This is a genomic window from Dyadobacter sediminis, from assembly GCF_005860765.1.
Lineage (GTDB): Bacteria > Bacteroidota > Bacteroidia > Cytophagales > Spirosomataceae > Dyadobacter > Dyadobacter sediminis.
Genome location: NZ_VCEI01000011.1, coordinates 233,572 through 254,719, shown reverse-complemented (window position 1 = coordinate 254,719; position 21,148 = coordinate 233,572). Strand labels below are relative to the sequence as shown.

The 21,148-nt window shown below is 44.6% G+C and carries 17 protein-coding genes; 13 read left to right on the top strand and 4 right to left on the bottom strand.

The annotated features are described in order from the left end of the window. The first annotated feature begins 27 nt into the window (after positions 1–27). From FEM55_RS02045 to carB, 3 genes are all read left to right on the top strand, one after another. A complete protein-coding gene (locus FEM55_RS02045) occupies positions 28–1,707 on the top strand; it encodes a hypothetical protein (RefSeq protein ID WP_138279649.1) in 1,680 nt (559 codons plus the stop codon). Positions 1,708–1,812: 105 nt separating this feature from the next. After that, positions 1,813–3,648, top strand: a complete 1,836-nt coding sequence (locus FEM55_RS02040) for a BamA/TamA family outer membrane protein (RefSeq protein WP_138279648.1) — start codon at positions 1,813–1,815, stop codon at positions 3,646–3,648. Between the two features lie 187 nt (positions 3,649–3,835). Continuing rightward, positions 3,836–6,679, top strand: a complete 2,844-nt coding sequence (carB, locus tag FEM55_RS02035) for a carbamoyl-phosphate synthase large subunit (protein WP_138279647.1) — start codon at positions 3,836–3,838, stop codon at positions 6,677–6,679. A 66-nt stretch (positions 6,680–6,745) separates the two neighbouring features. On the opposite strand, the gene FEM55_RS02030 is transcribed toward carB, so the two are convergent. From FEM55_RS02030 to bshA, 3 genes are all read right to left on the bottom strand, one after another. Next, the gene (locus FEM55_RS02030; RefSeq protein ID WP_138279646.1) at positions 6,746–6,991 is read right to left on the bottom strand and encodes a DUF4834 domain-containing protein; all 246 of its coding nucleotides are present in this window, start codon (positions 6,989–6,991) and stop codon (positions 6,746–6,748) included. Between the two features lie 135 nt (positions 6,992–7,126). Further along, on the bottom strand, positions 7,127–8,449 hold the full coding sequence (locus tag FEM55_RS02025) for an NAD(P)/FAD-dependent oxidoreductase (protein ID WP_138279645.1): 1,323 nt from the start codon (positions 8,447–8,449) through the stop codon (positions 7,127–7,129). A 49-nt stretch (positions 8,450–8,498) separates the two neighbouring features. After that, on the bottom strand, positions 8,499–9,638 hold the full coding sequence (bshA, locus tag FEM55_RS02020) for an N-acetyl-alpha-D-glucosaminyl L-malate synthase BshA (protein ID WP_138279644.1): 1,140 nt from the start codon (positions 9,636–9,638) through the stop codon (positions 8,499–8,501). 182 nt (positions 9,639–9,820) lie between these two features. On the opposite strand from bshA, the gene FEM55_RS02015 reads away from it, so the two are divergent. The 7 genes from FEM55_RS02015 to FEM55_RS01985 all read left to right on the top strand — a co-directional run bounded on the left by FEM55_RS02015 (position 9,821) and on the right by FEM55_RS01985 (position 16,645). After that, positions 9,821–10,702 carry a geranylgeranylglycerol-phosphate geranylgeranyltransferase gene (locus FEM55_RS02015; RefSeq protein WP_138279643.1) on the top strand — a complete coding sequence of 294 codons (882 nt, stop codon included), beginning with the start codon at positions 9,821–9,823 and terminating at the stop codon, positions 10,700–10,702. Between the two features lie 266 nt (positions 10,703–10,968). Beyond that, positions 10,969–11,664 carry a TapB family protein gene (locus FEM55_RS02010; RefSeq protein WP_138279642.1) on the top strand — a complete coding sequence of 232 codons (696 nt, stop codon included), beginning with the start codon at positions 10,969–10,971 and terminating at the stop codon, positions 11,662–11,664. Positions 11,665–11,784: 120 nt separating this feature from the next. Beyond that, complete coding sequence (gene purN, locus FEM55_RS02005) at positions 11,785–12,357, top strand: phosphoribosylglycinamide formyltransferase (protein ID WP_138279641.1); 573 nt, start codon at positions 11,785–11,787, stop codon at positions 12,355–12,357. Between the two features lie 9 nt (positions 12,358–12,366). Further along, positions 12,367–13,308, top strand: a complete 942-nt coding sequence (locus FEM55_RS02000; RefSeq protein ID WP_138279640.1) for a hypothetical protein — start codon at positions 12,367–12,369, stop codon at positions 13,306–13,308. Between the two features lie 22 nt (positions 13,309–13,330). Continuing rightward, positions 13,331–14,407 (top strand): hypothetical protein, encoded by a 1,077-nt coding sequence (locus FEM55_RS01995; protein ID WP_229209051.1) that lies wholly within the window; start codon positions 13,331–13,333, stop codon positions 14,405–14,407. Between the two features lie 49 nt (positions 14,408–14,456). Then, a complete protein-coding gene (locus FEM55_RS01990) occupies positions 14,457–15,791 on the top strand; it encodes an APC family permease (RefSeq protein WP_138279639.1) in 1,335 nt (444 codons plus the stop codon). A gap of 206 nt (positions 15,792–15,997) precedes the next feature. Beyond that, a complete protein-coding gene (locus FEM55_RS01985; protein WP_138279638.1) occupies positions 15,998–16,645 on the top strand; it encodes a porin family protein in 648 nt (215 codons plus the stop codon). Between the two features lie 79 nt (positions 16,646–16,724). Here the strand turns inward: FEM55_RS01985 and FEM55_RS01980 are convergent, their stop codons facing one another. Then, entirely contained in the window at positions 16,725–17,162 is a 438-nt protein-coding gene (locus FEM55_RS01980) for a DUF6526 family protein (protein WP_138279637.1), read from the bottom strand. 29 nt (positions 17,163–17,191) lie between these two features. On the opposite strand from FEM55_RS01980, the gene FEM55_RS01975 reads away from it, so the two are divergent. The 3 genes from FEM55_RS01975 to FEM55_RS01965 are packed head-to-tail and all read left to right on the top strand — an operon-like array spanning position 17,192 to position 20,762. Then, positions 17,192–17,548, top strand: a complete 357-nt coding sequence (locus tag FEM55_RS01975) for a DoxX family protein (RefSeq protein WP_138279636.1) — start codon at positions 17,192–17,194, stop codon at positions 17,546–17,548. Positions 17,549–17,597: 49 nt separating this feature from the next. Then, on the top strand, positions 17,598–18,926 hold the full coding sequence (locus FEM55_RS01970; protein WP_138279635.1) for a DEAD/DEAH box helicase: 1,329 nt from the start codon (positions 17,598–17,600) through the stop codon (positions 18,924–18,926). A gap of 51 nt (positions 18,927–18,977) precedes the next feature. Beyond that, complete coding sequence (locus FEM55_RS01965) at positions 18,978–20,762, top strand: ABC transporter ATP-binding protein (RefSeq protein WP_138279634.1); 1,785 nt, start codon at positions 18,978–18,980, stop codon at positions 20,760–20,762. Positions 20,763–21,148: the final 386 nt, after the last annotated feature.

Sequence of the window (21,148 nt, the reverse complement as noted above, 5' to 3'; positions counted from 1 at the left end):
CGTTATCAATTCCTAACAAATACGTTCATGCGCCTCATCGTTCTCACTATTATATTCACAGGATTTTTATCCGTTTCATGGGCAGCTACCGATTCGCTGATTATCAAAGGAAAAATTTTAAATCTGAATGGCCGGTTATACCGTCAGGCTCCTTCCATTACATTTTCCAGAAACAACATACTGCAGCCGCAATCTGAACTCAGCAAACAAGCGCCGCTTCAGGCAGACGGAAGTTTCAGGGTTTCCTTGCCCATTCTTTTTCCAAAAGAGGAATTTTATCTGGATTACGGCGGAAAAGCATTTACTACGTTTCTTGGCTCGGCTGGAACCGTTGAAATTGTCTTCAACGGCGATTCATTGCGAAACGCAAAAAAACTGTTTTACTTCTCAGGCGTAAATGCAGATGCCAATAATCAGTATGCACAATTCCTGACTGAAGAAACCCGGCTTCTGAATTCCAGCAAACAACTTGGAACTGACTTTTTCAAGTCATTCTGGGAAAGAAGTCCGGAAGATGCCAAACGTCTGGCGCAAAGCCGTGCACAGCTTCGTTTGTCTGCAGTCCGTTCTGCCACGCAAAATACAGTAGCTTCGCCTGCATTGTATCAATGGGCAAAATCCATTTCGGATGAGGAACAACTGCAGGTTTTATACGAATATGCATTAAGCAACCAGGTGCAGGTTCCCAAGGAACTGCTGGACAGTCTGCAACGGCTTTCCAGTCCGCCGCTTACGGCGCAGCGCGTCATCTGGGCAAACCGCTTCGGCAATTATGCAGATCTTCTGGTTGAGGAAAAGAAATACACCAATCCGTCACGTACCAACACGCTTCCGGTAAGATTGATGTCTTCCCTGATCCGGAACAATGCAGCCAATCTGACACAGGAAGAAAAGCAACGGCTGGATGCCATAACCGGCAGCGGTTTGAGAGACAAAGGCGAGCTTGATTTTATGAACAAAATTTTTGCGCGTAACGAAATGGTTCTGAACCTGCTTTTCAATTATGAAAGAGAAAACAAACTTTACAGCGAGCTTTTTGACAGCACCGCTACTGAATTCCTGAGAGTGCGTTATCTGGCAAAGAATCTGTACAAATTTTCCTATAAACAACAGCTTGTTCTAAGCAAATACATTCAGTCGAATATAGGCATTCCGCAGTTCAGGCAGTCGCTGGACGAAATCGTAAACCTGGAAGTCAAAGACAGCGCCAACATCAGAACGGCAGTTGAATTCAAGAATGTTACAGCTGATCCCGTTGAAGTTCTGCCCGGCTACTTTTTCACGGCTTCCAATGACAACGGCACTTCCTGGCTGAACCGCATAACAGAACGTTACAAGGGAAAAACCATTTACATTACAAAGTGGAACCTGGACGATCCGCGGAGCAGAGAAGAACTTGACTACATTCCGGCATTGCAGGCCAATGTGCCTGATGATGTTGTCTTCGTTTATCTTCATTTGCCCGGCGATGAGAGTATTTCCCAGGAAGCACGTTTACGGCAGTATGTTGTACGCCATCAGCTTAAAGGCGTCCATTTGTTCCTCGACAGCAACCAGATGATGGATCTTCTTTTCAGGCTCAATCCGCTGGATGCGGCCACGTTTGCTGTGATGCGGCCCAACGGTAAATTCGCTCAGAAGAAAGCGCCTGCTCCGAGTACACTGGAAAAAGCGGCACAGGCGATTCTGGAAGCCGATAAAAAGTAACTTTACCCCTTTCAAATTCCGGTTTTTAAATCCATTTGCTGGATCTCACTATATCTGTCGTTGGTACGTTTACGTTAAATCTGTTGATTTGGAATAAAATTGTACATGTATAGATATATCCTGCTGTTTTTCTTGCTTTCCACACTGGCGTCGGCGCAAAATCCGGACAGCCTGGAAATATACAGCAGAGACAGTACGCGCTATACAAACCTGAAAACGCGGATGTCGAAGACCAAATTTTCGCGCGCCGTTTACAGGCTTCTTTTCAGGGATGTTTACAATCAGGGAAAAGTAACTGAGGTAAAAGAAATCGAGACCAATCCTTTTACACCATACGAAGGAATGGTGATCAGGAAAATATACATTCGGCAGCTCAATATCTTAGGTGAATCCGTGTACGACACCACGCGGAAAGGGAATCAGCTGGAAAGATTTGTGAGTAAAAGCCTGCATACCAATACGCGCGAAGGCATTATCCGGAAATCATTTCTGCTCTTTTCGGAAGGCGACGACATTCGAGCGCAGGTGCTGAAAGACAACGAACGTCTGCTGAGAACCAACCGGACGATTGTGGATGCGCGTATACTGGTGGTGCCCAGAAAGGATGTAACGTGGATGGCTGATGTCATTGTACTGATACAGGATGCGTGGTCGCTGAATTTTTCAGGCGGGTTCAATTCATTTAACAAATTCAACATCGGGCTGGAAAACATCAATGTGCGCGGAACGACGCATTCGCAGCGGACAGCTTTTCGCTGGGATGCCAGAGATACGCTTCAGAAGTTTCAGTTCAGGACCATTTACACGATTCCTTATATCGGAAAAACCTTTATTACCGGACAGGCAAACCTGATTTTTGAACGCGACCGTCAGGAACAATCCATTCATTTTTTCAGGCGGTTTTTAACGAATGAAACCAAATATGCAGGCGCAGTAGATGTCGGGCATACCCGGCTCCGGCAATACAAACGGCTTCTGGACGACACCGAAGTGCAGATCCGTTATCCCACGGAATTCAATTACTATGATATCTGGCTCGGAAGGGCTTTCAAATTTCCTTTTCCGGAAAGCCGGCTGAGCAAGGATTCAAGGCTTGTGACTGCCATCCGGCACAACAAATACAGCTTTCGGGACCGCCCGCAAGTAGCGCCGGACCTCAACCGCATTTACTGGAACCGAAGTGCGACCCTGATCAGTCTGGGTTATTCCAACCGTAATTACAAACGCGACGTACTGATTTACGGTTTCGGCCGTACCGAAGACGTTCCAGTCGGAAATCTTTTTGCGCTGACAATCGGACAGGAAAATACAGAGTTCGGGGCAAGAGGTTATGGCGGGCTGCAATATGCTACGGGAAAATATCTTCCATACAATCTGGGTTATATGTACGGATTGGTGAATATCGGCACTTATTCCAAGGAAGGCAATGCACAGCAAGGCGTACTGCATGGCCAGCTCAATTACATCAGCAACCTGATTCCGTTTCGATACAGCTTTTTCCGGCAGTTTCTGGCATTCCGTTATACGCACGGCGTTAACAGAGATCCGCTGGACTACCTGAATATCAGCGGAGAACAGGGTATCAGAGGCATCAACAGCGAGCAGCTTATCGGTACCAAAAGGCTGACACTCGGAACCGAAACAGTGTTTTTTTCTGACAAAAGTTTGCTCGGATTCCGAATTGCCTACTTTGTCTTTGCCGATCTGGGGCTTGTCAACGGCGTACAGTCGCTTTGGAGCGGGCCGCTTTATCAGGGTTATGGGTTTGGCCTGCGGCTCAGAAATGAAAGTCTTACGTTTAATACACTTCAGTTACGGATCGGGTATTACCCGAATATTCCGGGAAACTCCTCTTCCATCCGATTTGCGATTGACGGCAATGTTCCGCTCCGTTTAAGGGATTTCGACATTTCAGCACCTTCCATTGTGCCGCTGCAATAAACTGTATCTGAGTTTATTATTGCTGTCAGCCTAAAAAATAACAGTAATTTCCGCCAACCTGATCTTCTTTTTCAGATATGTGAATTAACTTTGTGGAATTTTTGGACGTACCCCTGCTCATAAATCCCAGGCAAAGCCAAAAGTTGTTGATATTTAATTTCTTTTATTCTACAAATTATCATTAACTGTGCCCAAAAACACCAATATTAAATCCGTTCTGATTATCGGTTCAGGTCCAATTGTCATCGGTCAGGCGTGCGAATTCGATTACGCCGGCTCACAGGCAGCCCGCTCCCTTCGCGAAGAAGGAATTGAGGTTGTACTGATCAATTCGAATCCGGCAACCATCATGACGGACCCGATCAGTGCAGATCATGTATATCTTTTGCCGCTTGAAAAGAAATATATTGTTGAGATTCTGGAAAAGCACAAGGCACTTGGTAAGCCCATTGACGCCGTTCTTCCAACCATGGGAGGCCAGACTGCATTAAACCTTGCTATCGACTGCGATAAGGCAGGAATCTGGAAAAAATACGGCATCGAAATTATCGGTGTGGATATAAAAGCCATTGAGACAACGGAAGACAGAGAAAAATTCCGTTTGAAAATGCTTGAACTGAATGTAAATGTATGCCGCGGACGCACTGCAAGATCCTTTCTGGAAGGCAAGGAAATTGCGCAGGAAATTGGTTTCCCGCTTGTAATCCGTCCTTCCTATACGCTTGGCGGAACAGGCGGCGGCTTTGTAGAGCGGGAAGAGGATTTTGACAGAGCACTTAACAACGGCCTGCATGCTTCTCCGGTTCACGAAGTACTTGTTGAACAAAGTGCCATGGGCTGGAAAGAATATGAGCTTGAATTGCTGCGTGACAGTAACGGCAACTTCATCATTATCTGCTCCATTGAAAATTTTGACCCGATGGGCGTTCATACCGGCGACAGCATTACCGTTGCACCGGCCATGACTTTGCCGGATACGCTGTATCAGCAAATGCGCGATCTTGCCATTAAAATGATGGACGGAATCGGAAAATTTGCCGGCGGCTGTAACGTTCAGTTTTCTGTAAATCCGGCTGATGACCAGATTATTGCGATTGAAATCAACCCGCGTGTTTCCCGTTCTTCGGCACTTGCATCGAAAGCAACGGGTTACCCGATTGCCAAAATTGCTGCCAAAATGGCGATTGGTTACAATCTGGATGAACTGATCAACCCGATTACCGGAAGTACTTCTGCTTTTTTTGAACCTTCCATTGATTACGTTATTGTAAAAGTTCCGCGCTGGAATTTCGACAAATTCAAAGGTGCCGACCGGTCGCTTGGTCTTCAGATGAAATCCGTCGGTGAAGCCATGGGAATCGGACGCAATTTTCAGGAAGCGCTGCAGAAAGCTTGTCAGTCACTGGAAATCAGAAGAAACGGACTGGGTGCGGACGGCCGTGAACTACGCGACCAGGAAGCGATCAAACGCAGTCTTCAGCATCCGAGCTGGGACCGGCTGTTCCATATATACGATGCCTTTAAAATAGGCTTGTCTTTCAAAACAATCCAGAATCTGACCAAAATAGATTCCTGGTTCCTGCGCCAGATTGAAGAACTGATCGAATTGGAACATGAGATTGAAAAATTCGACCTGGAAGATCTGCCGAAAGAGCTGCTGCTGAATGCCAAACAGAAAGGTTATGCAGACCGTCAGATCGCCCATTTGCTGAACACAAAAGAAAGCAAGGTTTACGACAAGCGGAAGGCACTGGGAATCAACCGTGTTTACAAATGCGTTGATACGTGTGCGGCGGAATTTGAAGCCCGCACGCCTTATTACTATTCCACTTTCAATTCGTCGCAAGAACATCCCGATAATGAATCGATTGTCAGTGACCGCAAAAAAGTAGTGGTGCTGGGTTCGGGACCAAACCGGATCGGGCAGGGAATCGAGTTTGATTATTCCTGCGTGCACGGTGTACTGGCGGCCAAAGAAGAAGGGTATGAAACCATCATGATCAACTGCAACCCGGAAACGGTTTCCACCGATCCGGATATATCGGACAAGCTTTATTTCGAACCGGTATTCTGGGAACATGTTTTTGACATCATCGAACATGAAAAACCGGAAGGCGTCATTGTGCAGCTTGGCGGGCAAACGGCACTTAAAATGGCCGAAAAACTTGAAAAATATGGTGTCAAGATCATCGGCACCAGTTACCATTCGCTGGACTGGGCAGAAGACCGCGGACGTTTTTCATCCCTGCTCGAAGATCTTGAAATTCCGTTTCCTCAGTTTGGGACCGTAAGAACTTCGGATGCTGCAGTGGAATTGTCGCGCTCGCTGGGCTTTCCGCTTCTGGTTCGTCCAAGTTACGTGCTCGGCGGCCAGAGTATGAAAATCGTTATCAACGAAAAAGAACTGGAACAGCATGTGGTAAAAATCCTGCACGATATTCCGGATAACAATATTCTTCTGGATCATTTTCTCGAAGGTGCGCTGGAAGCGGAAGCGGATGCAATCTGTGACGGTGAAGATGCCTATATTATCGGTGTGATGGAACATATCGAACCGGCAGGAATCCACTCCGGTGACTCGCATGCGACTTTGCCGCCATTTCACCTGACGGATGATGAAATCCGTCAGATTGAAGAACATACACGGAAAATTGCGCTGGCCATGAACGTGATCGGTCTTATCAATGTGCAGTTCGCCATCAAAAACGGCGTGGTGTACGTTATTGAAGCCAATCCCCGTGCATCAAGAACCGTCCCTTTCATTTGCAAGGCCTACCAGGAACCGTATGTAAATTATGCAACGAAACTGATGCTTGGAACCAAAAAGCTGAAAGATTTTACTTTCAATCCGGTTAAAAAAGGCTGGGCTATCAAAATTCCGGTTTTTTCTTTCAACAAATTCCCGAATGTAAACAAGGAGCTCGGACCTGAAATGAAATCCACTGGTGAAGCGATTTATTTCATTGATGATTTACAGGATGATTTTTTCCAGAAAGTTTACGGCGAACGCAATCTGTTCCTGAGCAGATAAAAAGTCTCTTTATATAAAAAAGCAGCCCGGATCGGTTGATCCGGGCTGCTTTTTTATGCAGTAATTTTATTTTATTTCTTCATAATCCACGTATTCTCCACCCTGAAAACGTGAAGACTGGCCGTTGTCCGGCGGTATGTTGTCAACTTTTACGCCCGTTCTTGCTCTTTGCTGCTGTTGTGCCTTGTATTGCCTTTCCTGTTCTTTAATCAGCTGGCGTCCTACAAGCAAGTGGAAAATAAATCTTCTGAAAAACGGAACAAAGGCGATCAGAAGCAGGAATATGAGAATAATATTGAATACTAATTTCATCTTTCAATTGTTTATTACCTTAATGTATAACGCAAATCTGGCACAAAATAGCACACGAATGTAACGAAAACCTGTAAATGATGCAATCCGTCGGTTGAAAGGTTATCAGAAAGTACGGGCGGGACAGCATGCTTGTCAGCTCAGTACTTCTTCATTTTTCTCGTTTTTATCTGCAATCTGCGCAATGGTTTTCGGCCGCAGGATCAATCGTAACGACTGGTCATTAGTGATGTAATTCCAGAGCCAGTTGATCAGGATCAGTACACGGTTTTTCACACCGACAATGGAAATCAGGTGAACAAACATCCACGTAAGCCACGCAAGAAAACCCTGAAATTTAACGAACGGAAGATCTGCTACTGCCTTATTTCTTCCGACTGTCGCCATGGAACCCAGATCCTTGTACTTGAACGGCACTGCTTTTTTGCCATCCATAACGCGCCAGATGTTTTTAGCAAGTGTTTCGCCCTGCTGAATGGCCGGCTGCGCAAGCTGCGGATGCCCGTTTTCCCATTTGCCTTCATTCATTGCCGCAACGTCGCCCAATGCAAAAATATAGTCATACCCTTCCACACGGTTGTATTGATCTACTTTGATGCGTCCGCCGCGCACAATTACTTCTGCCGGAAGGCCGTTTAGCGGATTTGCTTTGATTCCCGCAGCCCACACCAGATTATCTGCACGGATCGTCGTTCCCTGTTTGGTTGTAACATATTTTCCGTCAAAACTGGTGACAACCTGATCTGTCAGGACGTTAACACCCATATCTTCCAAGTATTTGCGTGATTTCGCAGACGATTCCTCCGACATGGCGCCCAGCAACTTGCCGGAACCTTCGAGTAAATAAATCTGCATGGATTTAAAATCCATTTCCGGATAATCTTTGGGAAGAATAAAATGCTTCATTTCCGCCAAGGTTCCCGACAACTCCACGCCTGTCGGGCCGCCGCCTACGACTACAACGCTCAGTAACCCTGCCCTGTCGTCTTCGGAATCTACGGATAACGCGTCTTCAAAATTCTGCAGAAGGCGGTTTCTCAATGCAAGCGCTTCGGAAACTGTTTTCATCGGAATGGCGCGTTCCTCGATTTCCTTCATCCCAAAATAATTGGTAACTGCTCCGGTTGCTATAACGAGGTAGTCAAAAGTGATTTCTCCAAGATCGGTATCGATCGATTTTCTATGCGGATTGATCTTGTGGACTTCAGTAATGCGTATGTGTACGTTTTTCTTGGACTGGAAAACTTTCCGGAGCGGGAAAGAAATGGAGCTGGGTTCCAGTCCGGCCATGGCAACCTGATAAAACAGCGGCTGAAACTGATGGTAATTATTCCGGTCGATCAGCACGACCTGAAGATCTTCTCTTTTGGCAATTTCACGGGCTAATGCAAGCCCGCCAAAACCGGCACCAACAATGACAACTCTTTTATAATTTGTATACGGAATGTTGGGTAACATAGTCTGATCGTTTATTTTCAATAAACAACCAGACCTAAAAATACCGTACCTATATTTCTATAGCTTTGCTGTTTTCAACAACACGCTCGTAGTAAGCTTCATAATGAGGCAGAATTTTGGAAATCTCGAAGTCTTTGGCACGCGCCAGCGCATTGATCTTGAAAGTCGGCAGATTATCGTCATTCAGAATATACGCCGCGTTTTTAACCATATCATCCACATCTCCGACATCACTCAGGAATCCGGTAATGCCATGCAGGTTCAGTTCGGGCAATCCGCCGGCGTTCGAGGTAATCAAAGGAACTTCGCAGGCAAGTGCTTCCAGTGCAGCAAGTCCGAAACTTTCCGATTCCGAAGGCATCAAAAACAGATCAGCTACGGAAAGAACTTCTTCAATTGCATCCAGCTTGCCAAGAAAACGTACGTCCGACAGCATGTCCAGTTCTTTGCACTGGCGCTCGATACGCGCGCGGTCCGGACCATCGCCTACCAGCAACAGTTTGCACGGAAGCAGTTTACGCAGTTTTTCGAAAATCAGGATCACATCATCAATCCTTTTCACCTTACGGAAATTGGATGTATGCACGATCAGCTTTTCATTGTTGGGGCAGATAGCCAGTTTGAAATGATCTTTCTTCTGGCGGTTAAAACGGTCAAGATCAATGAAATTGGGAATGACCTCGATTTCTTTGGTGATATTGAAATGCGTATAAGTATCTTTCCTCAATGATTCGGACACCGCTGTGATGCCGTCTGACTGATTGATACTGAAAGTGACAACCGGCTCATAAGAAGCATCCTTGCCGACCAGCGTAATGTCGGTACCATGCAAAGTTGTGATGACCGGTATATGAATGCCTTGCTGCGCCAGAATCTGTTTGGCAAGAAAAGCGGACGAAGCATGCGGGATCGCGTAATGAACATGCAGCAGATCCAGACCTGCATTTTCCACCACGTGCACCATTTCACTGGACAAGGCGGATTCGTATGGGGCATATTGAAACAGCGGATATGCAGGAATATTTACTTCGTGGTAATAAAGGTTTTCATTAAAGAAGTCTAATCTTTGCGGCTGCGAGTAAGTTATAAAATGAACCTGGTGGCCAGCTTTGGCAAGTGCCTTCCCCAGTTCAGTAGCTACCACGCCACTTCCACCGAAGGTTGGATAGCATACGATACCGATTTTCATAATTTCATTAAAAAAAGTTGTAAGCTGGAACAATAAAGCCGTTCAAATGACAGACTTCAGAATGCTAACAACAATTGAACCTTTTTTATCCCCGAAATGGATAAAGATGTGAAGAATTGTCGTTAATGGTATAAAATGAATAATTTTAATGCCCGAATCTACTTTTTTCTGAAATAACCTCCATGAATGTGTCTGCAAGGCCAAAAATCGGATTGTGGGAATATGTTGCCGGAAGTGCCCGCCTGGTCCGTATGACCAATCTGGTCATTGTGGTTCTTACCCAATATCTCACACGCATTCTTCTGATCGGCCCGAGGCAGAACTGGCGCAAGATCATTGCCGATTCTGACCTGTTTTTATTATCGCTGTCAACGGTGTGCATAGCCGCCGCCGGATATATCATCAATGATTATTTCGATATTAAAATAGACATTGTCAACAAACCGCAGCGGGTTGTGGTCGGACGATACTTGAAACGGCGCTGGGCCATGGGCGCGCATCAGCTTCTGAATATTTTAGGGGCTGCACTCGGGCTTGTGGTGAGTCCGTATATATTTGTGATCAATGTCTGTTCCATTACGCTGCTCTGGTTTTACTCCGCGCGCTATAAACGGATGCCTTTTATCGGCAACTTTATCGTTTCCATGCTGACGGGCCTTACATTGCTGATACTGACTTTGCATTATCCGGAAAACCGGCACCTGGTTTTTATATACGCTGTATTTTCGTTTTTTATTTCGCTGATCCGGGAAGTTGTAAAGGATATGGAAGACATCAAAGGCGACGAAGCGCACGGCTGCCGTACGCTGCCCATTATCTGGGGCATACGTCGTACCAAAAGTTTCCTGTATGCCGTTATTTCCGTATTTGTCGTAACGCTGTTTGTCCTTGCGCAGGCTTTGAACAATTACTTGCTCACTATCCTTTTCATTCTTCTTCTGATTCCGCTATCCTGGCTTTTGCTGAAACTCTCTCGTGCAGACACGAGACGTGATTTCAAGCAAATCAGCGGTATTTGTAAAATCATTATGCTGCTGGGACTCCTTACCATGATCTGGGCCTGAATCCGGATTACCGTCGGATCATTCACACTTGCCGCTGGCTAAAAACTTGCTGTATGTGTTTTTTAAACTGGGTTACTTGAGGGGGCAAATGTTCTTGTAATCATGAATTGTCATTTATTGTCATGAATTGAAATTAGTTGTTTTTACAAACATTTGTTGTCATATTAGATTTTGGCAGTTTGTTCTTTTTTGATATTTACTTTTTTGAAAGCTTTCAGCTGAATGCGAACAACTAAAAGCGAATAGCTGATTTATACTTTACGGCCATGAAAAAAAACCTGATCTGGTGTATTTTGTTCATCTGTATTTCTGCCTTGTATGCCAGGGCGCAGGAATGTGCAGGTGTTATCTTAAAAGAAGGCAGCGGTTTTGAAGCCAGCAACTTCGACAGCAAAGGCAAGCCGGCCGGAAAGTTCATTTACAAGCTTGCTAAAATCATGAAAGAAGGCTCGAGTACTGTTTTTACCGTGGATATGGAGTTTTTCAACACAAAAGGCAAATCAGAACTAAAGAATTCCTATAAAATGAAATGTGACGGCAATGTTCTGCAGATGGATGTGCGTTCGCTCATTAACCACGAACAGCTCAAAACATTTCAAAGCATGGAAATGGAATTTACGTACGACAACATCGAATTTCCCGGAGAACTGTCAGTCGGTGAAAAGCTGAAAGATGCTTCTGTGGAAGGAACCGGCAAATCGGGACCGGTACCCGTAACTTTCAACCTGATGATAAATAACCGGAATGTAACCGCTCAGGAAAAACTGAACGTGCCCGCCGGAACTTTCAACGCTTACAAGATCACTTCGGACATGAACATGGAAATGGCCATGGGCATCCCCGTCAAAATAGCCATGCAAAGTATTTCCTACCGGGCACCCGGCGTTATCTGGGATATTAAAACGGAAAATTACAGAAAAGGGAAATTAATCAGTTACAGTGAGCTGAGCAGAATATACTGATTTCATTGTGGATAAACGAAAGAACGGCTGCGATAGGATCGTAAGCCGTTCTTTTTTATAGATTTGCCAAAGTTTCAGAATCCGTTTTCCGCTGAACTGCACTATAAACCTTTTTACCGAATGAAACGTATTGCCATTTTTGCCTCCGGTTCCGGATCCAATGCCGAAAAAATATGCCAGTATTTTCAGGACAGAACCGATGTCGAAGTTTCGCTGATCTTTACAAATAATCCACAGGCCGGTGTAATCAAGCGCGCCTGTCTTCTTCAGATCCCGATTGTTTTTTTTGACAAAAAGACCTTTTATCAGACTGAAAAAATTCTTCGCATTCTTCAGAATGAACGAATAGACCTTGTGGTACTGGCCGGATTCATGATGCTTGTACCGCCATCGCTTGTGAACGCTTTCCATAAAAGAATGATCAATATTCATCCGGCATTATTGCCCAAATTCGGTGGAAAAGGCATGTACGGACGGTTTGTTCATGAAGCTGTCGTCGAAGCAAAAGAGCAACAGACGGGCATCACGATCCATTATGTAAATGAACATTATGACGAAGGAGATGTAATTTTTCAGGCCACATGCAACGTTGATCCGGATGATTCGGTGGAAGCTATCGAAAATAAAATCCACTTGCTGGAACATGAAAATTACCCGCGCGTCATTGATGAACTTCTGGCAAAAATGCCTTAATTCCTTCCTATGCTTTATTTTCTGCTGGCCGTTCTGTTTACAGTTGCTCTTTACCTGATCATGCGGGCGTACCCCCGTTTTCAGATAAATTCTTTTCATGCCATTGTGTTTAATTATTATGCCTGTGTCTTCACAGGCTTGCTGCTCACGCCCGATCTTGCAGCATTCGGTAAGGTTCAGTGGAGTTCGCCGGGCACATTGCTTACGCTTGCTTTGGGAACGTTGTTCGTAACGGCTTTTATGCTCATCGGACTCACCGCACAGAAAGTCAGCGTAACTTCCGCTTCGCTGGCCGGCAATATGTCACTGGTCATTCCGGTTATTTTCGGACTTTTTGTATTCAAAAACAATAACAAGGATTTTACAGCAATCAATTATGCAGGACTGATTACAGCAGTTATCGCACTGGCGCTAGGAGCCATTCAGAATGCTGAAAAGAAAACAGATTCCGAATTCAACGCCGCCTCTTTCTCCTCTCCTCCTTCCTCCTTTTATCCTTCCCTTTGGATTTTGCCCGTACTGACGTTCCTCGCCAGTGGAACCAATAATACGCTGATCAATTTCCTTTCTGCAAAATATTATACACCCGGTAACACCACCGTATTCATGATCATAGCCTGTTCCGGCGCTATTATTATCGGTACTGTTCTATTGCTGTTCAAATTAACATTCGGAAAGGAAAAACTAGCGTTACGAAGCGTAATCGGCGGACTGATTCTGGGCGTTCCCAATTTTCTTTCCCTGTATTTTCTGTTGCTGGCTTTATCGTCATTCGGAAACAGCGCGGCATTTGTTTTTCCTATTTACAACATTCTCAGTATGCTGGCTTCTTCGTTCGCAGCATGGCTTATGTACAACGAACGTTTGAACAAACTCAATAAACTGGGACTTGTACTCGCCGTAATAGCCATTATTCTGATATCTTATCAGGAACTCGGACTGCATTTTTAAAAATTCCAACCTGAATTTCCGCATGATGAACAATACTTCCATTTTACATATAAAAGAACAAAAAACAGGCTTGAACAAGCGTCAGAAGGAATTTAACCTTTTGTTGCAAAATATTGAAGAATTGAACCGGCTGATTCCTGAACTGGAAAGCGCCTATGAGGAAATGCTGCAAAGGATTCCGACAGATCTGAATCCGCTCATCCGGGAATATCAGGGTTTTCGGGCAGAAATCGTGCATTTGATGGATCGTACTTACACCAATGATCTTTTCAGAAATGCGTATCAGACCAAACTGGCTTACCTGATTACCGAAAGTGCTTTCGACCTGATTGTAAATTACGGGTTTGAAGATTTAAAGCCGGTTTACAATAAATACAGTGATATAGATATTGAAACGGCCATTCAGCTGCAACAGGAGCAGTTTAAAATTACAGATCCGGCTTTTTTACTTGAAAGTGAAAACAAAACGGAAGTACCCGAAGAAGACGAGTTTCACCAGTTACCCGAAGAAGAACAGCAGAAAATAAAAGCAGAACAGCGTGCAGATCGCATTGCAGCGCAGATCAGGGCAGCAAAACTACATGCTGAGCAGCAGAAAACATCCAAAACGGTGCGAGCTGTTTACATGGATCTTGTCAAATCTTTTCATCCGGACCTGGAAACGGATGATACTGAAAAGGTGCGCAGAACCGATATCATGCAGCAGATTACGCAGGCATATCAGGAAAATAACCTACTGAAACTGCTTAAACTTCAGATTGAACTGGAAAGGACTGATCAGGACAAGCTTGAAAACCTGACTAAAAACCAGCTCAATTATTATAACAAGATGCTGAAACAGCAAGTGGAAGAACTGGAAGCGGAAAAGGAAGCGGTTCAGAAAAAGATTGCTGCCGTTTGCGGACTTCCCTATCAGCATGCAAATTCCAGAACAACGGTCATTGTCAAATTCAATACGAATGTAAATGAGCTTAAAACGGAGATCAAAAACATTAAGATCGTGCTGAAAAACTGGAAAGTGCCTTCTCAGCTGAAAGCGTATTTAAAAACCTATCAGATTCCGAATGAAAAATTTCCGGACGATGATGATGAATTATAGTTCCGTATGTAACTTACCATAATAACTTTCACTGCTCAATCCCGGTGTAATGCCTGAACTTTCCGATAAAATCCGTCCCCAGATCGGCCTGTTTGACCTGAGTATGATCGTAATCAGTCTTGTAATCGGTATCGGCATTTTCCGCACGCCCGCCATTGTCGCCAGACAGGCCGGAAGTCCCGGAATTTTCTTCACTGCATGGATTGCAGGAGGCATTGTCAGCCTCATCGGTGCATTTGTTTTTGCCGAGATCGGTTCACGCCACCATTTTCCGGGCGGATTTTACAAGCTGATATCCACGGCTTTTCATCCGTTATATGCGTTCATGATCAACTGGGTCATCGTCCTGACTTACGGCGCCGGAATGGCCGGTGTTGCGTTGATCGGTTCGGAATACATTAACCCGCTCCTGCCGGAATTTGCACGCAGCTCAACCGGCATTCGCACGACAGCCATTATAACGCTGGCATTTTTTTATCTCATCAACATGCTTGGTATAAAATCCGGTTCACGTACCCAAAATGTCCTGAGCAGTTTGAAAATCCTGATGATGCTTGTTCTTTGTACTGGTATTTTTTACACCAATGCAGACAGGAATGTAAGCGAATCTGTTCCTTCAGCTGCTTTTTCCGGAAACTGGTTTTCTGCATTCGGCGCAAGCCTTATCGCGGTTTTCTACACATTTGGCGGTTATCAGCAAACGCTTAATTTTGGAGCAGATATTAAAGATCCGGTGCGAAACACACCGCGCGGTATCTTCCTGGGCATGTTCCTGATTTTAGGTCTGTACCTTGCATTGAATTACACATATTACAACGTTCTGGGATTTGAGGCACTAAGCAAATCCAGCCTGATTGCTGCAGACACGGCCCGGGTATTATTTGGGCCTTGGGGTGAAAATTTCTTTTCGCTGGCGATTTTTCTTTCTGTTCTGGGATTTATAAATGCAACCATGCTTTCTTTGCCAAGGGTGTATTATGCACTTGCGGAAGATCGCATTTTACCCGGTATTTTCAAGAAAGTGAATCCCAGAACACAGGTTCAGGAATTTGCTCTCACATTTCTGATCGTTACTACCCTTCTTTCCCTTTGGGTTTTGGATACCTTTGAACAAATTGTCAATTATGTCATGTCTGTGGACAGTATTGCGCTGGCAAGTGCCGCTGCAACGTTGTTTGTTTTCCGGAAAAAGGCAGGCGTTCATGATCCGCATAAAGGCTTCACCATTGGAGGTTATCCGTATTTGCCCGGTTTTTTTGTACTTTTCCTGCTAGCCATAGCAGCAAACGTCATCCTTACAGACCCTTCTTCGGCTGTAATCGGCTGGGTACTTTTTCTCGCAGGAGCACCACTGTTCTGGATTCTTCAGAAAATCGGTACATAGCAGCACATATTATGGAGAAAGTCAGAACTTCACAAACAACAACTTTGTAGATGTATTTCCCCGTTTTTTCATTTTTAGCTTCATGCCGGGCAGAATAAATGTCACCCAAAAACTCTGACAATTAGGATTTTAATATTCTGTCCATTTCAGGCTCGATATTGTTAAATGCCGTACAAATCAAACTAACGTTATTAAAACATACCTAAATGAAAAATTGTATTATTCTGGTATTTGCGGTGATGCTATGTACCGTTCATGCACAAGCGCAGGAAAATGTATCCATTGGACCTGTTGTCGGAATTTCCATTGCCAATTTCAGAGGCGATGTGGCTAATACTTTCACGGACTGGAAACCGGGAATTACGGTCGGAGGCTTTTATAATTACAGCTCCAAAACCGGCTTTGGTTTCAGCGGCTCCGTGTTGTTTACCCAACTGGGTGCCCAAACATTCAACAAGGCAAACGAAGTGAATCTGAACTACATTCAGGTTCCGCTACTGGCCACGTTTTACTTTGGACAATACGGAAACAGACTTCGGCCCAAAGTGTTCGCCGGACCCAACGTCAACTTTCTCGTAGGTGCAAAAGACAAGAACGGCGATAACATCAACGGCACAAAGGATAACCGGATTTTCAGCCCGATTGATCTCGGACTAACTTTCGGTGCAGGTCTGAACTATCAGATTCTGAATAAAATCTGGCTGAACTTCGACGCGCGTTACGGTTTGGGATTGTTTAACGTTCTTAGGAATGACAACACCAAACTGAAAAACAGCAACTGGGGCGTAAATCTTGGCCTGAGCTTTCCGTTGGGAACTTATAACAAGGAAACCGGCAAGTTCAAGACGCGCTAGGTTAAAGCATCACTTTAACAAAAAAGGGCAATTCTTGACTGGAAATGCCCTTTTTTGTTGTTAAACCTACTTATAACGTCTAAACACGCATGTGATCCGGCTGCCAGTTTTTTATCGACCTCTTTATTTCATTCGGAGCAAGGTTTTCTTTGAGGGTCCGTTCGGTCAGTGCAACAAGTTCCTCGTCGGAGGCAAACCGCAATGCCGATAGCTGCCCGAATGAGAGTTGATTTTCCAGTAAATCCAGCCGTTGGTTAGTCAGTAAATAATACCGGAAACGCATTTCCAACCGTACAATCCGGTTCTGGTTATTAAGAGCATAGTGCTGCCGCAGCATAAACGAGAGCCAGCCGGTCATAAACAGGCCGATGGCAATAAAGGTCCATATAAGCGTATATTCATCACTTTTAACAGCGTAATAAATGCTGGCGCCGGTCAGGATCATCAGTACCGGATAAAAAACAAAATGATGCGCAGGGTAATAACGGACGTGATTTTGATAATTTTGCTTGGCCATTGGAGGAACTTTGGTATAAATAAATGGAGATGAAAAATAGTGCCCTTTACATCATGGCTTTGTTGTACATCGGAGCGGGCATCATGCACTTTCTCCGTACGGATACATTCCTGAAAATCATGCCACCTTTCCTGCCGTTTCCATTACAGCTCGTTTATATCAGCGGTGTATTTGAAATCGTACTGGGCTTGATGCTCTTTTTTCCGGCAGTTTGTCCAGTTGCTGCATGGCTGATTATACTGTTGCTGATTGCCGTTTTTCCGGCCAATATCTACATGGCAATTGATTATTATCACACGCACAATCCGTTTTTATGGCTTGCGTTGCTGAGGCTTCCGTTACAGTTTCTGCTGATCTGGTGGGCATGGCTTTATACCGCAAAGTGAGTGTTTAGCCAGATATAAAGTATCTTTGTACTTTATTTGAAAAATGGTTATGACTTTTGAAGAATTAAATTTATCCAGACCGCTGCTTCAGGCATTGGCAGATCTGGAATATACCGTTCCGACCACAATCCAGCAGAAGGTATTTTCAGTTATGATGTCCGGAAAGGACGTGTGTGGAATTGCACAAACCGGAACCGGAAAGACCTTCGCCTATTTGCTTCCTTCTCTTCGCCAGATCGAATATTCCAAGGACCGTCTTCCGCAGTTGCTGATTCTGGTCCCTACGCGTGAACTTGTTGTGCAGGTTGTGGAGGAAGTAAGGAAACTGAGTGCCTACATGACTCTGCAGACCGTAGGCGTTTATGGCGGAGGCAATATAAAAGTCCAGATGGCGGAACTGAAAGAAGGCGCCGATATTGTAGTCGCAACGCCGGGCAGGTTATTCGACCTTGCGCTGAACGGTTCCCTGAAAACCAAGGCAATAAAAAAACTGGTGATTGACGAAGTGGATGAAATGCTGAATCTGGGATTCCGGACGCAGCTTAAAAACATTCTGGATTTACTTCCGCAAAAACGCCAGAACCTGCTTTTTTCCGCAACGATTACGCAGGAAGTGGAAAATCTCATGCAGACGTATTTCAACAATCCGGTTCGCATTGAAGCCGCGCCCGTCGGAACGCCGCTCGAAAATATAGAGCAGCTTGCTTACGAAGTACCTAATTTTTACACAAAAGTAAATCTGCTCGATTTGCTGCTGGACAATGATCCGGAAATGAACAAGGTCCTGATTTTTGTGGCAACTAAAAAACTGGCCGATCAGCTTTACGGACAACTGGAACTCGGTTATCTGAACAAAATCGGCGTTATCCATTCCAACAAGGAACAGAATCACCGGTTTAACTCGGTGAAGCAGTTTCATGAAGGAACTTACAGGATTCTAATTGCTACGGACATCATTGCACGCGGACTGGACGTTGCCGGAGTTTCGCATGTGATCAATTTCGATATGCCCGAAGTACCGGAAAATTACATTCACCGGATCGGCCGAACGGGACGGGCCGATAAAAAGGGCATTGCCATTTCCTTAATAACCGAAAAAGAAAAGGAATTTCAGGAAAATGTTGAGGAACTGATGAATTTCAGAATTCCTATCATGCCGCTTCCGGAAAATCTTAAAATTTCAGAAATACTGACGCCAGATGAAGAGACAAAAATTTACATGAAAAATATCGAGTTCAAGCTTCCGAAAAGGGAATCGACCGGCTTGGCTTTTCATGAAAAACTGGACAAAAACAAAAAAGTAAACGTCAGAAGAAACCACGCGCAGGAAAAAATGCAAAAATACGGAAGGCCGATCAAACGTTCAGGCAAGAAGTAAGGCACGGATATTGGGACCTATTTCTGGCAACATAATTTTCCTGAATCCGATATGAGCATCTGGCAAATATTCCAGCGTCTGCAGCCTTTTGTCAAACCTTATTACAAGCAAATCACATTTGCGCTTTTTCTCACTTTGCTGGGTGCGGTTACGGCTCAGGTGAACCCGTGGGTTCTGCGTTATACGGTGGATACGGTTCAGTCCATGCTGGATAAAAACTGGGGAATTTTGCAAGGAAGAGATTTGCTGCTGCGCATTTCCATCATTTTGTTTGTCAAGGAAATTGTCAATACGTTCATTGTTTTCGGGCAGCGTTACTTTGGTGAAAAGATACGGATCAAGGTTTCCAGCGATCTGGCGCAGGAAGCCGTCAGCCGCATTCTGACTTACAATCTTTCATTTTACAGTGACAACGACAACCAGAAGGGAAAGCTTCAGACCCGGATTGATCGGGGCGTGGAAAGTCTTACCAAACTGATCCAGAACTTCTTCATTGATATTCTGCCGCTGTTCGCTAATTCGATTGTGGCGCTTGCAATCATGTTTTCTGCCAATTTCTATGTGGGAGCCATTGCGCTGGCCATTTTGCCGGTATATTTCTGGGTAAGTTTCAAACAGGCGGGTGAACTTCAGGGTGTACGCAGAAAACTGAAAACACAGCGCGAGAACAAAAGCAGCGGCCTGATCAATCTGATTGAATCCATCATTGTTATCAAATCCTTTGTACGTGAAAAATTCGAGGGCCGGAAGCAGTACAAAACGCAGATGGAACTCATGGAATCGCAGCTTAAAACACGTCGTACCAACTTTACATATGATGGCATAAAAAGTTTTGTGGAGCAAATCGGCGTCGTGCTGATCATCATTCTGACCGCCTATCTTGTGCTGGATCATCAGATGTCCATTGGTGCCATTATGTTCCATATTCTGCTTTTCAATAACGTTTCGGCCCCAATCCGGCAACTGCACAGGATTTATGACGAGATGAACGATGCACTGACTTATTCAGAAGGATTTTTCGATATTCTGGATGCGGATCATGCTGTGGAACGCAGCGGAGATTTTACACCGGAAAGCATCAAAGGCGATTATGTTCTTCAAAATGTTTCATTTGCTTATCCCAACGGCACCAAAGCACTGTTTAGTATTGATATAACTATCAAATCCGGACAGACAACGGCGCTGGTCGGGCTTTCGGGCGCAGGAAAAAGTACGCTGATCAATTTGCTGATCGGTTTTTATGCGCCGGATTCGGGAACGCTGCTGCTGGACGGACTACCTTTAAGCGCTTACAATCTGCCTGCGCTTCGAAATGAAATCGGAATGGTGCTTCAAAAAAACCATATTTTCAAAGGTTCCATTGCTGAAAACATCCGTTACGGGCAAATGGATGCGTCCATGGAAGAATTGATTGCAGCAGCCCAAAAAGCATATCTGCATGATCAGATCATGGAACTTCCGGCCAAGTACGAAACCGATGCACAAATGCTTTCCGGCGGGCAGCAGCAGCGGATTGCCATTGCCCGTTTGTTTCTTAAAAATCCGCCGGTAATTTTCCTGGATGAGCCAACGGCAAGTCTGGACGCCATTGCCACGGAGCAGATCAAAAACAGTCTGGATGCGATCAAAAAAGGCCGAACGGTTGTCATTATTTCGCACAGCCTTTCACAAATACTGGATTCCGATCAGATTTATGTCATGAAGAAAGGGCATATGGAAGAAAGCGGCACGCATGCGGAACTGTACGAAAAAGAAGGCTTATACAGGGAAATCTTCGATGCTTCCGCAAGAAGCCTTAATCTGGATAAAATGATCGAGTTGATTGCCAAGGAATAAATCATGTTTTTCGTTAAAGTACTTTAACGACGTACTTCCTAAAACCCGGATCATTAACGATTATTTACCCGCATTGATATCAGCTTTTTCAGTACAACTTATCGACTGTTCGTTTTTGAAAAAAAATTTCAATTTTTTTTAACCTCTTTGAATCCATCAGGACTTTTTTTACGTAAGTCTTTTTTGAAGGCTTATGCTTTGGATTTTGTTGGTTAAAATGGAGTAATAAAATCTACTGCTGTTCAATTGATTGATTTACAAGCCGAATCATTGATTGGATAAAGCCTTCAACAACAAGTTAATTATTGTGGAGGGTAAGGTAATACATAGAACGGAGGGCAATGCCCTCCGTTCTTTTTTAAACAACAGACATAACTAAAAATAAA

Excerpts from the sequence above, each read along its gene's own strand:
- FEM55_RS02045 (WP_138279649.1), top strand. The coding sequence starts at position 28 with ATGCGCCTCATCGTTCTCACTATTATATTCACAGGATTTTTATCCGTT.
- FEM55_RS02040 (WP_138279648.1), top strand. The coding sequence starts at position 1,813 with ATGTATAGATATATCCTGCTGTTTTTCTTGCTTTCCACACTGGCGTCG.
- FEM55_RS02030 (WP_138279646.1), bottom strand. The coding sequence starts at position 6,991 with ATGAAATTAGTATTCAATATTATTCTCATATTCCTGCTTCTGATCGCC.
- FEM55_RS02025 (WP_138279645.1), bottom strand. The coding sequence starts at position 8,449 with ATGTTACCCAACATTCCGTATACAAATTATAAAAGAGTTGTCATTGTT.
- bshA (WP_138279644.1), bottom strand. The coding sequence starts at position 9,638 with ATGAAAATCGGTATCGTATGCTATCCAACCTTCGGTGGAAGTGGCGTG.
- FEM55_RS02015 (WP_138279643.1), top strand. The coding sequence starts at position 9,821 with ATGAATGTGTCTGCAAGGCCAAAAATCGGATTGTGGGAATATGTTGCC.
- FEM55_RS02010 (WP_138279642.1), top strand. The coding sequence starts at position 10,969 with ATGAAAAAAAACCTGATCTGGTGTATTTTGTTCATCTGTATTTCTGCC.
- purN (WP_138279641.1), top strand. The coding sequence starts at position 11,785 with ATGAAACGTATTGCCATTTTTGCCTCCGGTTCCGGATCCAATGCCGAA.
- FEM55_RS02000 (WP_138279640.1), top strand. The coding sequence starts at position 12,367 with ATGCTTTATTTTCTGCTGGCCGTTCTGTTTACAGTTGCTCTTTACCTG.
- FEM55_RS01995 (WP_229209051.1), top strand. The coding sequence starts at position 13,331 with ATGATGAACAATACTTCCATTTTACATATAAAAGAACAAAAAACAGGC.
- FEM55_RS01990 (WP_138279639.1), top strand. The coding sequence starts at position 14,457 with ATGCCTGAACTTTCCGATAAAATCCGTCCCCAGATCGGCCTGTTTGAC.
- FEM55_RS01985 (WP_138279638.1), top strand. The coding sequence starts at position 15,998 with ATGAAAAATTGTATTATTCTGGTATTTGCGGTGATGCTATGTACCGTT.
- FEM55_RS01980 (WP_138279637.1), bottom strand. The coding sequence starts at position 17,162 with ATGGCCAAGCAAAATTATCAAAATCACGTCCGTTATTACCCTGCGCAT.
- FEM55_RS01975 (WP_138279636.1), top strand. The coding sequence starts at position 17,192 with ATGAAAAATAGTGCCCTTTACATCATGGCTTTGTTGTACATCGGAGCG.
- FEM55_RS01970 (WP_138279635.1), top strand. The coding sequence starts at position 17,598 with ATGACTTTTGAAGAATTAAATTTATCCAGACCGCTGCTTCAGGCATTG.
- FEM55_RS01965 (WP_138279634.1), top strand. The coding sequence starts at position 18,978 with ATGAGCATCTGGCAAATATTCCAGCGTCTGCAGCCTTTTGTCAAACCT.